The sequence below is a fragment of the Thalassobaculum sp. OXR-137 genome (assembly GCF_034377285.1).
Classification (GTDB): Bacteria; Pseudomonadota; Alphaproteobacteria; order Thalassobaculales; family Thalassobaculaceae; genus Thalassobaculum.
The window spans coordinates 744182-755366 of the sequence record NZ_CP139715.1; the positions used below are offsets into that span (position 1 = coordinate 744182).

Genomic DNA, 11185 nt, shown 5'->3' on the forward strand with positions numbered 1-11185 from the left:
GAGCGGTCATGACTGACCTCCCAATAGGCACGGGCGGCGCAGAGTGCCGCATCTGCCGCGACGCTACAGAACTTTGCGTTAACGATTGGTTGCTTCGTCCGCGGTCTCCCACCCCGCTCCCGAATTACGAAACAAGACCTCTGCGCGCGTGCCAGTCTGCGATCGATTCTTCCGGATATTCCTCGAAACACCGGTCGCCGACCCCTACCGCCGGCTCCACCCAGGGCGCCTTGGAGCCGAGCATCAGGTGGACCTTCTCCGGCGGGACCGGGAGCGGCGTGTCGATGGCCGAGGCGAAGGGATGGATCAGCTCCGGCCAGCGGCTGTCCCAGGCCCAGAGCATGCTGCCGCACTGGGAGCAGAACCGCCGGCCCAGCGGGCTCGGGCCGTCCGGGCCCTGCGCGTGGTAGACCGTCACGTGCTCTTCGCCCTCGACGGTGAGCGTGGCCGCCTCGCCGCCGAGATTGATGGCGAAACCGCCGGCCCCGGCGGTCTTGCGGCAGATCGAGCAGTAACAGAGGTTGAAGGGATAGGGGTGGGCGCTCTCGACGCTGAACCGCACCTTCCCGCAATGACAGGACCCGTCCAGCTTCATGTCCGTCCCTCCCGATCCTGGCCTCAGTGCGGCCGATCGCCCTGCAGCGTGACCCGGCGCATGTGCCGGCGATGGCCCTCGTAGTCGTTCACCGCCCGGTGCATCAGGCAGCGGTTGTCCCAGACCGCGACCGACCCCCGCTCCCAGCGGAAGCGGCAGATGAACTCGTCGCGGATCGCGTGGGCATAGAGATAGTCGAGCAGCGGCTTGGATTCCGCCTCGCTCCAGTCCTTGAAGCGGATCGTGTAGTTCGGATTGACGAACAGCCCCTTGCGGCCGGTCTCCGGATGGGTGCGCACCACTGGATGCTCGATCAGCCGGTCGCCGTCCTCGTTGGCGTCGATCGACATGGAGACCGAGGTGTTCTTGCCGCCCTGGAACTTCGACTGGCTGCCGTAGGAGCGGGTGCCGCTGTGCAGCGCCGTCATGCCCTCCAGGGTCCGCTTCAGGCCGTCGGACAGGGTCTCGTAGGCGGCGTAGAGATCGGCGAACAGGGTGTCGCCGCCGCGCGGCGGCACGTCCAGCGCATAGAGCAGCGAGCCCATTGCCGGGGTTTCCAGGAAGCTGGTGTCGGTGTGCCAGTTGCCGCCGAAATTGTACTTCCCGACATCCTCGGCTTCCTTGACGATCTCGATGATCTCGGGATGGCCGTCCAGCGACTTCACGAAGGGGATCGCCACCGGCTCGCCGAACAGCCGGGCGGCGCGCTTCTGGCGCTCCGGATCGTCCAGGTCCTGGCCGCGGAAGAAGACCACCGAGTTCGCCAGGAAGGCCGCATGGACCTCCGCCGCCTGGGCGTTGGACAGGGGCTCGGCGAGATCGACTCCGTGGATGACAGCGCCGATCGCGCCGCCGAGCGGCTCCACGTCGATAGTATCGTAGGTGGTCATGCTGGCGTCCTCTCCGGGGTGTCGTTTTCCGCCAGTCTAGCGGCTGACGATGAGACCGCGCACCACCGAATATAGCCTGCGATTGAGTTTCTTCTCACACACTTCGCGTTATGCCGCCATCCACCCGGAGGTTCTGACCCGTCATGTAGGACGACGCATCCGACACCAGGAAGGCCGCCACGTCGGCGATCTCCTCGGCCCTTCCGTAGCGACCCATGGGGATCCGGGCGCGGAACGCCTCCTTCTCCGGCCGGCTGTCGATGAAGCCTGGCAGAATGTTGTTCATCCGGATACCGGCGGCGGCGTATTTATCGGTCACCAGCTTGGTGAACGCGGCGAGCCCGGCGCGGAACACACCGGAGGTGGGGAACGCCTCTTCCGGCTCGAAGGCAGCATAGGTGGAGATGTTGACGATCGTCCCGCCGCCCTGCTTCTCCATCACCGGCACGACCAGCCGGGTCATGCGGATCACATTCATCAGGTAGACGTCGAGGCCCAGGTGCCAGTCTTCGTCGGTCAGGTCGAGCACCGGTCCCTTCGGCCCGTGACCGGCCGAGTTTACCACCGCGTCGATCCGCCCCCACTTGTCGAGGGCGGCATCGACCAGCGCCTTCAGCACATCCGGCTCCAGGTTGGACCCGGTCACCGAGATCCCGCCGAGTTCCGACGCCAGCGACTCCCCCTTGTCGGAGGAGGAGTTGATGGCGACGGCATATCCCTCCGCCGCCAGCTTCCGCGCAATCGCCGCCCCCATGCCGGAGCCGGCGGCGGTGATCAGAGCCGCTTTAGGCATAGTCAATTAGCCTTTCGGTTATGCTTCAACTGCATTTTCACACAGTATAGACTGCTGGAATGTGATTCTTTTAGCGTGATATTGAGCAGGTCTTCACACATTAAATCATGAGTATTTTCAATTTTGATCTCAAATTTCTCACCATCACTTTCGCTTCCATAAATTCTAACCCCACCCTGCCTGAGGTACTGGACAACTAAAGTGTCTAGATTCACAAATCCGAGCTGCTGATTTCTATTCCTAGACACGCATCGCACTACGCCTTTTCCAGTATCGGAAACATAGCTGTCAGCGCAGACAACACCGTCAGGATCACCAATTATCGCCGTATCTCCTGCCGCCGAATTGCAGCCCACAATCAGGAGAATAGCAGCGGAGAGCCACTTTCTCATCGACGACTCACCATTGTTCGTCCCCGGCTCAATGAATCTCCGGCTCCGGGGTCGCCATGGTTCCCATGAGCACGTCGAAGTCGCAGCCCTTGTCGGCCTGGGTGATGTGGTCGGCGTAGATCGCGCCGAAACCGCGCTCGAACTTGCGGGTCGGGGGTGTCCAGGCGGCCTTGCGGGCGGCCAGTTCCTCCTCCGACACGTCCAGATGCAGGCGCCGGCCGTCCACGTCGAGCTCGATCATGTCGCCATCCTGCACGAAGGCCAGCGGGCCGCCGACCCAGCTTTCCGGCGCCACATGCAGCACGCAGGTGCCGTAGCTGGTGCCGGACATGCGGGCGTCGGAGATCCGCACCATGTCGCGGATGCCCTGCTGCAGGATCTTCTTCGGGATCGGCAGCATGCCCCATTCCGGCATGCCCGGCCCGCCCTGGGGCCCGGCATGCTTGAGCACGATGACGCTGTCCGGCGTGACGTCCAGGTCCGGATCGTCGATCCGCGCGGCCATGTCGTTGTAGTCGGCGAAGACCACGGCCGGGCCCCGGTGCTTCATGAATTTCGGGTCCATGGCGGTCTGCTTGATGACCGCCCCGTTCGGCGCCAGGTTGCCGCGCAGCACGGCGAGGCCACCCTGCTTGCTCAGCGGATTGGCGCGGCGGCGGATGACCTCCTCGTTATAGACGTCGGCGGTGGCGATGTCCTCGCCCAGGGTCTTGCCGGAGACGGTGACCGCGTCGGTATGCAACAGGTCCTTCAGCTCGCCGAGCAACGCGGGCAGGCCGCCGGCATAGAAGAAGTCCTCCATCAGCCACTTGCCGGACGGCCGGATATCGGCCAGCCACGGCACCCGGCGGGAGATCGCGTCGAACCGGTCGAGGTCGATCGGCAGCCCCAGACGGCCGGCCATGGCGATCAGGTGGACGATGGAATTGGTCGACCCGCCCATGGCCATGACCGTGGAGATCGCGTTCTCGAACGCGCCCTCGGTCATGATGTCGGACGGCTTCAGGTCCTCCCACACCATGTCGACGATGCGCCGGCCGGACAGGGCCGCCATGCGGGAATGGTTGGAATCCGGTGCCGGGATGGCGCTGGAGCCGGGCAGCGACATGCCGAGCGCTTCCACCGCACTCATCATCGTCGCCGCGGTACCCATGGTCATGCAGGTGCCGGGGGAGCGGGCGATGCCCTCCTCGATCTCCTCCCAGTCGCGCTCGGAGATGTTCCCCACCTTCAGCTCGGCCCAGTACTTCCAGGTGTCCGAGCCGGAGCCCAGCGTCTTGCCGTGCCAATTGCCGCGCAGCATCGGGCCGGCGGGCACGAAGATCGACGGGATGTTCATGCTGGCCGCACCCATGAGCAGCGCCGGGGTGGTCTTGTCGCAGCCGCCCATCAGCACCGCGCCGTCGGCCGGGTAGGAGCGCAGCAGCTCCTCGGTCTCCAGGGCCAGCAGGTTGCGGTACATCATGGTGGTCGGCTTCTGGAACGGCTCCGACAGCGAAATCGCCGGGAGCTCCACCGGAAAGCCGCCGGCCTGCCACACGCCGCGCTTCACCTCTTCGGCGCGCTGGCGGAAGTGAGTGTGGCAGGGATTGATCTCGGACCAGGTGTTGACGATGGCGATGACCGGCTTGCCGCTCCAATCCTCGCGGCTGTAGCCCATCTGCAGGGTCCGCGAGCGGTGCCCGAAGGCCCGCAGGTCGGCCGCCCCGTACCAGCGCGCACTGCGCAGATCCTCATACTTCTTGCGCGCCATGTCATTCCCTCCGGTCGCATGCTTGTCAGTGTTTTGCCGCAGTCGAGCACCGAGCCCGGCGGGGGTCAAGCTGGTGAAACGCCGGACGTCGCAACCGCGGATTGCGACCCCATATCCACCGGATCGCCCACGACCGACGAGGATGCCCGACATGGCCGACGCAGCCCCCGCCGTTTCCACCCTGATCTTCGACCCCGACCGGGCCGCGCCGAACAACCCGCAGCTTCCGGTGGTGGTGATCGCCGGCGCCTTGGCAGCCGTGACATCAGCGACGGAGGTTCAGGACACCGTGCGCCGCAACGGCTGGGGCGGGGCGTGGCTGTACGGCGTTTTTCCCTATCACCACTACCACTCCAACGCCCACGAGGCGCTGATCTGCGTCGGGGGCACGGCGGAGCTGCAGATTGGCGGCGAAGGCGGAGAGACGCTGCAGATCCGGCGCGGCGATGCGCTCGTCCTGCCGGCGGGCACCGGACACAAATGCCTGTCGTCGAGCCCGGACTTCCTGGTCTGCGGCTGTTATCCGCCGGGTCAGGAGAACCCCGATCTCAAGCGCGAGGACGATCCACGGGATGGTGTCGAGGCGCGGATCGCCGCCGTGTCTCTCCCCGAGACCGATCCGCTCTTCGGATCCTCGGGCCCGCTGCTCGACGCCTGGAGGCGCTGAGCTACATGCGGGCGCCGGCGCGGCGGCGTTTCTTGGCCTGGTTCGGGTCGAACTTCGGCTTGGCGTTCTCTTCCTTCGCCGCAGCGACCCGCTGCTCCAGCTCCTTGTCGACCGTGTTGTCGGTCCAGTTGACCATGGTCCGGACCATCTGGACGCGGGCCATCTCGAAGCCGCGGCGGACCTTCGAGCGCTCGTCCTCCTGGTTGACTTCCTCGTCCGGCATGATCGGCAGGTTGGCCAGAATGTATCCGATCGCATCGTCGATGGTCTCGCCTTCCCCGGTGTCGAGGGCGGCGAACCAGATGGCGCAGAGGTGGCTCCACCCGTCGAGCGCGTAGGAGACGTCGCGCCGGATCTGCTGGGCGAAGCCCTTGGTCTTGTCGTATTCGCGGAAGACGTTCATGAAGTACGAGAAGAACTGCTCGATCTGGTTGAACCGTTCGTCCACGTAGTCGAGAAAGTCCTTGATGGCGAAGCGGACCAGCGTGATCCGATCGGACGTCTCCGAGCGCGCCGTCTTGGCGTACTGGGTCATCGTCCGGTCCATGCGCTTGATCTCGTTGCGGGTCCGCGTCAGGAAGCCGTCGGTCTTGTTCTCCGCTTCGATGTTCACCGCGCCGAACGGCGCCATGTAGCTCGTCAGTTCCTCCAGCCGCTGGTTCACCACCTTCACCGGGGCGCCGAGCTCCTCGGACGCGAAGGACAGCACGCGCTCGGTCAGGGCCGAGGCGTCGAGCCCCGCCTCCTTGCTGGCCTCCTTGTCCTTGGTCAGCCGCATCAGCAGCGAGGTGTCGGCGCTGGCCATGAAGGCATCGCCCTTGCGGATGCCGCAGTCGCGGGTGAGCTGGGCCAGGAAACTGAGATAGGTCATCAGCCGATCCTGCTTCTCCCGGTCGACCTCGAGCGCCGCCTGTTTGCGGACCTCCTCGGTGTCGCCCATGGCCTGATCGACCCGGATGCGGATCTCGCGCAGCTTGAAGGGATCCGGCGACTCCTCGTCGTCGATATCGTCGATGCGCTGATACAGTTCCTTGTCGCGCAGGGTCATCCCGGCGAAGGCCGGCACGTCGCGCCAGGGCAGGATCATCACGCTGCGGGAGTCGGTTCCGCCCATGCCGCTCGGCACGGTGATCTCCCAGTCGAGGTGACGCCCCATATCGACGACACGCAGACGGCATTCGCGCAGGCTGCTGCTCTCGAAGGGCACGCTGGCGCCCCGCGCTTCGAAGCTCATGGGCATCGGACGACCACGGCGGCTCATCACGGCACCTCCTGCATCGAGTCGCTGAAATTGCTCCAGGTCGACTGGTCGACCGCCGAGGCGGCCCGATCCAGGATCAGGTCCGGATCGATCTCGCTGCCGCCGAAGGTCGTCATGCCGATGTTGCAGCGGACGGCGACCGGACGTCCCTCGTACTCGATCGGCTGACCGCAGGATTCCCGCAGCCTCGATGCCAGCACCTGCGCGCCTTCCAGGGTGAGCCCCGTCGCCACCAGCGTGCCGAACCAGTTCCGACCGAGCCAGGTGACGATATCCGCCGCCCGCAGCGTCTTGCACAGACGGAGGCAGATCGCTTCGGCCAGCGCTTCCGAGGGGATCGGGCTGTCCGGTTCGACCCGCAGCAGGATCATGTAGCCGATCTGGCCGTGGCGATGGACCACCGAGCCGGTATAGGCGATCAGCCAGCGGAACGCCGAGGCGTCGACACAGTTCTCTTCCTCGACCACGCCGTTGCCGAAGCCCGACGACCGCGCGCGATCCGCCCGCCGGATCTGCAGGGCTATGGTTTCCGGAACCGGGCTGTCGACATCGGCGGCGACGATGTAATGATCCGCCCCCCTGCTGACCGCCTTCAGGCCCTGCGCATGGTTCGGCACGATCACCACCTTGGTGACGCCGTCGCGGCAGGGCGCCGCGTCGCAGTCGGAATCCTGGGCCAGGCTGCCGACGACAACCGCCCCAGGCGGCACCTCGGTCCAGGATTCGCAGGTCTCGGGCCCTCGAAGCCCGGCCTCGCCGGTGCCGATCATCCGCTGCGCGGCAAGCTGCGCAGCGAGATCCGCCCCCGAAATATAGACAGAACGTATCATTCCGACTTCCCCCGACCACCCATCGGTTGCGGCCATCCGATCCCCAGGCCAGAAAACTGCTCCAATCTCCCTTTGCCCGCGATGCGCGTGCCGGGAGGCGTTTGCTCCGACCGCCGCCCGGGTGCTCTGCCACCGAAACCGGCAAGGCACGCTGCGGCGCAACAAAGTGACTCGAAACCCCGATCTGCCGACCCGGAACCGCCGACCGGCACAAAGACGACTCCCAGTCCCGTATCGTGTTTCAACTCACGAAATATTCCGTTTATTTCTGAGCACTTCGTATGATGCCCCAGTAATCCTTGAACATATCATACCGGGAAATTCAGCCTCAACCAGAAAACCGGATCGAATCCAAGACAATTAAAGCACTTTTTCTTATTGTTTTTGCTAGATCGGATTCTTTCTGTTTTCGTCGAAAGGTAACAATTTATTCAATCGCCCTGCCCGACCAGGACAGATCCCCCCGCCCCCGCGGTCGGGCGCAGAGTGGAAGGCCATAATTTAAGATCAGGTTAATTGGCGACCGCCCCTGGGCCGCAGCCGGATTCGGGCCGTGCGGCAGCCGGTCGCAGCCGTCGAATCACGACGGCCTGCACGATCCCGGATCGAACAGGGTCTCGCGCGATGCGGGTGAGGACCGGGGCGGCTTCGGCGGAGGGGCGTGTCCCCGGGCCCTTGCCCGGAGACACGCGGCCGCTCAGTAGCGCAGTTCGGTGAAGACCGGATCGACGCTGCCGTTCCAGCGGCCGTTATAGGCTTCGATCAGCTCCGCCGCCTGGCTGCGACCGGAGGCAACGATCTCTTCCAGCGGCTTCAGGTAGTGGGTCTCGTCGCGGCCCTGGAAGTCCTGGCGGGCACGGCGCTTGAGGCCTTCGCGGGCGAGGTCGACCACGTCGGTGGCCCAGTCGTTCAGGCTGCGGCCGCGGAACTGGGCCGAGAGGCCCTCCCGCGGCACGGCGTTGCGCAGCTCCTCCTGCTCCTGGACCGTCCAGTCGCGGCAGAGTTGCCAGGCCTGGTCCTGCACGCCCGGATCGTAGAGCAGGCCGACCCACAGGGCCGGCAGGGCGCAGATCCGGCCCCAGGGACCACCGTCGGCGCCGCGCATCTCGATGTATTTCTTCAGCCGGACTTCCTGGAACACGGTGGTGGTGTGGTCCGACCAGTCGCCCATGGAGGCGGTATGGCCCGCCACTTCCGGCAGCTTGCCGGCCATGAAGTCGCGGAAGCTCTTGCCCGCCACATCGATGTACTCGCCGTCGCGGTAGACGAAGTACATGGGCACGTCGAGCAGGTAGTCGACATAGCGCTCGAAGCCGAAGCCCTCCTCGAAGACGAAGGGCAGCATGCCGCAGCGGTCCGGATCGGTATCGGTCCAGACATGGCTGCGGAAGGTCCGGAACCCGTTCAGCTTGCCCTCGGTGAAGGGCGAGTTGGCGAACAGGGCGGTGGCGATCGGCTGCAGCGCCAGGGAGATCCGGTACTTCTCCACCATGTCGGCCTCGGACTCGAAGTCGAGGTTGGCCTGGATGGTGCAGGTCCGCTTCATCATGTCGAGGCCGAGACTGCCCTTCTTGGGCATGTAGGCACTCATGATCCCGTAGCGGCCCTTCGGCATCCACGAGATATCCTCGCGGGTCGAGGTCGGGTCGAAGCCGAGGCCGAGCATGCCGACCCCCAGCTCGTCGCAGACCTCGCGGACCTGGGCGAGGTGGGTATGCACCTCCTCGCAGGTCTCGTGCAGGTTATCGAGCGGCGCGCCGGAGAGCTCGAACTGGCCGCCCGGCTCGAGGGTGATGGCGCAGCGGTTCTGGGTCAGGGCGATCACCTTGCCCTTCTCCTCGATCCCCTCCCAGCCGAAACGCTTCAGGCCGTTCAGGATCGCGCCGATTCCATCCGGTCCCTCGTAAGGGAGCCGCTTGTGGTCGGACAGGCGGAAGGCGAACTTCTCGTGTTCGGTCCCGACCTTCCAGTCACTGCGCGGTGTGACGGCGGAGGAGAACCACTCGATCAGCTGCGCCTTGTCGGTGATGGGCGCACCCTGATCTTCAGGCGGACGGGACATTGGGCCTCCGGTATCAGTCGTGGCGAGCGGACCAGTCGCCCACGAGCGCCTGCCAGATGGCAAGCACCGCGAGCGCGGCCGTGTCGGCGCGCAGGAGACGCTCTCCCAGGCTGACACGCGTAACAAACGGCAGCTTCCGAAGCCGGTCAAGTTCCGGTTCGGCAAAGCCCCCTTCCGGTCCGATCAGGAATCCGGCTCTTGTCATCGGGCGATCCCGATGCATGGACAGTGCCTCCGCGATCGGCGGGCCGCCGGTCTCGTCGGCAAGAATCAGGGCGCGATCCGCCGGCCAGGCGTCGATCAGCGCGTCCAGCTTGGCTGGTTCGCGCACCTCCGGGACCGTCAGCCGGTCGCTCTGCTCCGCCGCCTCGACCGCATTGGCGCGCAGCCGCTCGGTGTTCACCCGGTCGACCATGGTGTGCCGCGTCATCACTGGCCACAGCAGCGATGCGCCCAATTCGGTCGCCTTCTGGGCGGTGAAATCGATCCGCGCCCGCTTGATCGGTGCGAAGGCGAGCCAGACATCGGGCTCGGGACGCTGCGGGCGGGTCTGCTCGATGACGGCAAGGTCGGCGGATTTCTTGGCGACGGCGGCGATCTCGGCGCGCCATTCGCCGTCGCGGCCGTTGAACAGCGCCACGCCCTCACCCGGCCCGAGGCGCAGCACGTTCTTCAGGTAATGGGTCTGGTCCTGGCCGAGCGCGACCGTCCCGCCGCCGTCCAGCGGCGCGTCCACATACAGGCGCGTTTCGATCCCGTCCTTCATGGGCGCGGTGTAGCCGGGGAAAGGGGGAGGAGCAAGCGGGGTGTCGGTGCGCATGGCGTGCTCCCACACCTTCATTGTTTCTACGCCGTCATCCCGGTGGATGCGTCGGAGTCTTGGTCCTGACTTTCGTCAGGACGACGAATTTTTTTCAATTTACCCCCGTCATCCTGACGCAAGTCAGGATCGAGCCACTCCCGTCGGAACAACACTGTCCCGGCCTGCCTCCGGATCGGGTCCGGGGCTCGCCGGGATGACGGATAGGAAATATCGGATGCAGCTAAATCCGCTCCACCCAGTCCGACCGGTCGTAGGGCGGGGTGCCGGCATCGGCGAAGTATTCCTCCGCGCTCAGGATCTTGCCGCCCATCACCCGGTAGAATCCCACCGCGTACACATCCTCCTCGCCATTGGAGATATGGATCCGGGCGACCGCCCCCTCGGCCGTGGCGTCCACGGTCTTCACCGCGATCTTCCAGTCGCCGGGATAGGTCCGGTTGAGACCGACATAGTTGGCGGGAGAGGGAATCCGCTCCCCCGTCTGCGGCCAGATCGCCTGAAAGCCGCCGTCGAGCAGCCGCGCCACCGAGTCCCAGTCGCGGTGGTTCATCCGCTCCCACAACGCCCGTACCGGGTCGGTCGGATCCGAAATCATGGTCGCCAGCATGCCAGCCTCCTGTTGCCGGGCTCGTTGTGCCAGGACAGCGGATGTTCTATTTTTGTTCCTGCACTGTCAAGCTTGATTGCGACGCGGGCTGCGCGTAGGGTCCGCAACCGTTTTCCGCGCCTTTTCTGCGCCCCGTTCGGCGCGGCGCCCCGCGTAACAGACCGCCTGAAGGAGAGCCTGCGATGTCGGACGATTACGACGACGAGACCGCCCCCGCGCCCGCCAGCAACAATTCCGGCATCGCCTCCGCCAGCGAGAAGGACTCCCCCTATATCGGCGGGATCAACGCCGGCCAGCTCGAGTCCTTCATCCAGCGCATCGAGAACCTGGAGGAGGAGAAGGCGAACCTGGCGGCCGATATCCGCGAAATCTTCGCCGAGGCCAAGGCCCAGGGCTATGACGTGAAGATCATGCGCCAGATCCTCAAGCTCCGGAAAATGGAGGAGGACGACCGCGACGAGCTGGAGACCCTGCTGGAGGTCTACAAGCGCGCGCTTGGGATGGCGTGAGGG

Annotated in this window: 12 protein-coding genes; 2 read left to right on the forward strand and 10 right to left on the reverse strand. The window is 65.4% G+C overall.

What is annotated here, in order from left to right; genetic code table 11:
* Positions 1-124 precede the first annotated feature (124 nt).
* The 5 genes from T8K17_RS03515 to araD all read right to left on the reverse strand — a co-directional run bounded on the left by T8K17_RS03515 (position 125) and on the right by araD (position 4423).
* On the reverse strand, positions 125-595 hold the full coding sequence (locus T8K17_RS03515; protein WP_322333121.1) for a GFA family protein: 471 nt from the start codon (positions 593-595) through the stop codon (positions 125-127).
* Positions 596-618: 23 nt separating this feature from the next.
* Entirely contained in the window at positions 619-1485 is an 867-nt protein-coding gene (locus T8K17_RS03520; protein WP_322333122.1) for a TauD/TfdA dioxygenase family protein, read from the reverse strand.
* A 94-nt stretch (positions 1486-1579) separates the two neighbouring features.
* A complete protein-coding gene (locus T8K17_RS03525) occupies positions 1580-2278 on the reverse strand; it encodes an SDR family oxidoreductase (protein WP_322333123.1) in 699 nt (232 codons plus the stop codon).
* Positions 2279-2280: 2 nt separating this feature from the next.
* The gene (locus T8K17_RS03530; RefSeq protein WP_322333124.1) at positions 2281-2670 is read right to left on the reverse strand and encodes a hypothetical protein; all 390 of its coding nucleotides are present in this window, start codon (positions 2668-2670) and stop codon (positions 2281-2283) included.
* A gap of 28 nt (positions 2671-2698) precedes the next feature.
* Positions 2699-4423: an L-arabinonate dehydratase gene (araD, locus tag T8K17_RS03535; protein ID WP_322333125.1), complete on the reverse strand. Its 1725-nt coding sequence runs from the start codon at positions 4421-4423 to the stop codon at positions 2699-2701.
* Between the two features lie 151 nt (positions 4424-4574).
* Here araD and T8K17_RS03540 point away from each other — a divergent pair, with 151 nt between their 5' ends.
* Positions 4575-5090, forward strand: a complete 516-nt coding sequence (locus tag T8K17_RS03540; protein ID WP_322333126.1) for a cupin domain-containing protein — start codon at positions 4575-4577, stop codon at positions 5088-5090.
* A 1-nt stretch (position 5091) separates the two neighbouring features.
* Here T8K17_RS03540 and T8K17_RS03545 read toward each other — a convergent pair whose 3' ends face one another.
* The 5 genes from T8K17_RS03545 to T8K17_RS03565 all read right to left on the reverse strand — a co-directional run bounded on the left by T8K17_RS03545 (position 5092) and on the right by T8K17_RS03565 (position 10673).
* Positions 5092-6351 (reverse strand): hypothetical protein, encoded by a 1260-nt coding sequence (locus T8K17_RS03545; protein ID WP_322333127.1) that lies wholly within the window; start codon positions 6349-6351, stop codon positions 5092-5094.
* The gene (locus T8K17_RS03550) at positions 6351-7181 is read right to left on the reverse strand and encodes a hypothetical protein (protein WP_322333128.1); all 831 of its coding nucleotides are present in this window, start codon (positions 7179-7181) and stop codon (positions 6351-6353) included. The genes T8K17_RS03545 and T8K17_RS03550 overlap by 1 nt, the downstream gene beginning before the upstream one ends.
* A gap of 697 nt (positions 7182-7878) precedes the next feature.
* Positions 7879-9243 (reverse strand): glutamate--cysteine ligase, encoded by a 1365-nt coding sequence (locus T8K17_RS03555; RefSeq protein WP_322333129.1) that lies wholly within the window; start codon positions 9241-9243, stop codon positions 7879-7881.
* A 13-nt stretch (positions 9244-9256) separates the two neighbouring features.
* Positions 9257-10063 carry a 16S rRNA (uracil(1498)-N(3))-methyltransferase gene (locus T8K17_RS03560; RefSeq protein ID WP_322333130.1) on the reverse strand — a complete coding sequence of 269 codons (807 nt, stop codon included), beginning with the start codon at positions 10061-10063 and terminating at the stop codon, positions 9257-9259.
* Positions 10064-10286: 223 nt separating this feature from the next.
* The gene (locus tag T8K17_RS03565; RefSeq protein ID WP_322333131.1) at positions 10287-10673 is read right to left on the reverse strand and encodes a nuclear transport factor 2 family protein; all 387 of its coding nucleotides are present in this window, start codon (positions 10671-10673) and stop codon (positions 10287-10289) included.
* A 182-nt stretch (positions 10674-10855) separates the two neighbouring features.
* Here T8K17_RS03565 and T8K17_RS03570 point away from each other — a divergent pair, with 182 nt between their 5' ends.
* Positions 10856-11182 (forward strand): DUF2312 domain-containing protein, encoded by a 327-nt coding sequence (locus T8K17_RS03570; RefSeq protein ID WP_322333132.1) that lies wholly within the window; start codon positions 10856-10858, stop codon positions 11180-11182.
* The last annotated feature ends 3 nt before the right edge of the window (positions 11183-11185 follow it).